General features: G+C 66.5%; 1 pseudogene. It reads right to left on the bottom strand.

The annotated features are described in order from the left end of the window. Positions 1–18: 18 nt before the first annotated feature. Positions 19–850 (bottom strand): annotated as a pseudogene (locus tag BN1115_RS20600) (3'-5' exonuclease); the annotation flags it as partial.

Below are 850 nucleotides of genomic sequence, written 5' to 3' on the forward strand. Positions count from 1 at the left end.
GCGTCAGATGTGTATAAGAGCGCGCGCCCGCACCGGCGCCAGCCCCAGCCAGGTTGCGTAGACGCCCCGGGTCAGCGCCACATAGAGCAGCCGCAAATCTTCGGCAAGGCGCTCCCTGTCAGCTTCGGCGAGCGACGAGTCGGCGCCGGTCAGATCGAGAATGGTGCGATTGCCCGCCTCATCCGCCTCGTGATAGAGCGGGGTCTCGGCGGTTCTGTGGCTGCAGATAAAGGGCAGGAACACCAGCGGATACTCCAGCCCCTTGGATTTGTGGATGGTGACGATCTGCACCAATTTCCGCTCTGATTCGAGGCGCAGTACCTGCTCCGCATCCTGCCCGTTGGGGCGGCTCACCGCCTCCCCCAGCCAGCGCAGCAGGGCGTACTCCCCGTCCAGCTCGCTGCTCACCTGTTGCAACAGCTCGCCAAGATGGAGGAAGTTGGTCAGCCGCCGCTCGCCATAGGGGCTCGCCAAAAGCGAAGAGGCGAGATTGCGCCGGTGCAGCAAGGCCCGCAGCATGGCCAGCACGCCGCGGCGGTGCCAGATCTTGCGGTACTCCATAAACTCCTGCACCGCGCTCTCCCACGCCCGCTCGTCGCTGGCCAGCCCATCGAGCGCCTTGGCGTCGAGATCAAACAGCCCGGTCGCCAGCGCCGCCCGCAGGCTGCGCTCTTCGCTCGGGTTCTGGCAGGCGTGCAAAATCAGCAGGATCTCCCGCGCCTCCACCTGCTCCAGCACGCTCTCGCGGTTCGACAGATAGACGGAGGCGATGGCGAGGCGCGCCAGCTCCTGCTGCACCAGCTTGCCCTCGGCGCCGGTGCGCACCAGCACGGCGATATCTCCGGCCTTC

The sequence above is a fragment of the Aeromonas allosaccharophila genome, from assembly GCF_000819685.1.
GTDB lineage: Bacteria > Pseudomonadota > Gammaproteobacteria > Enterobacterales > Aeromonadaceae > Aeromonas > Aeromonas allosaccharophila.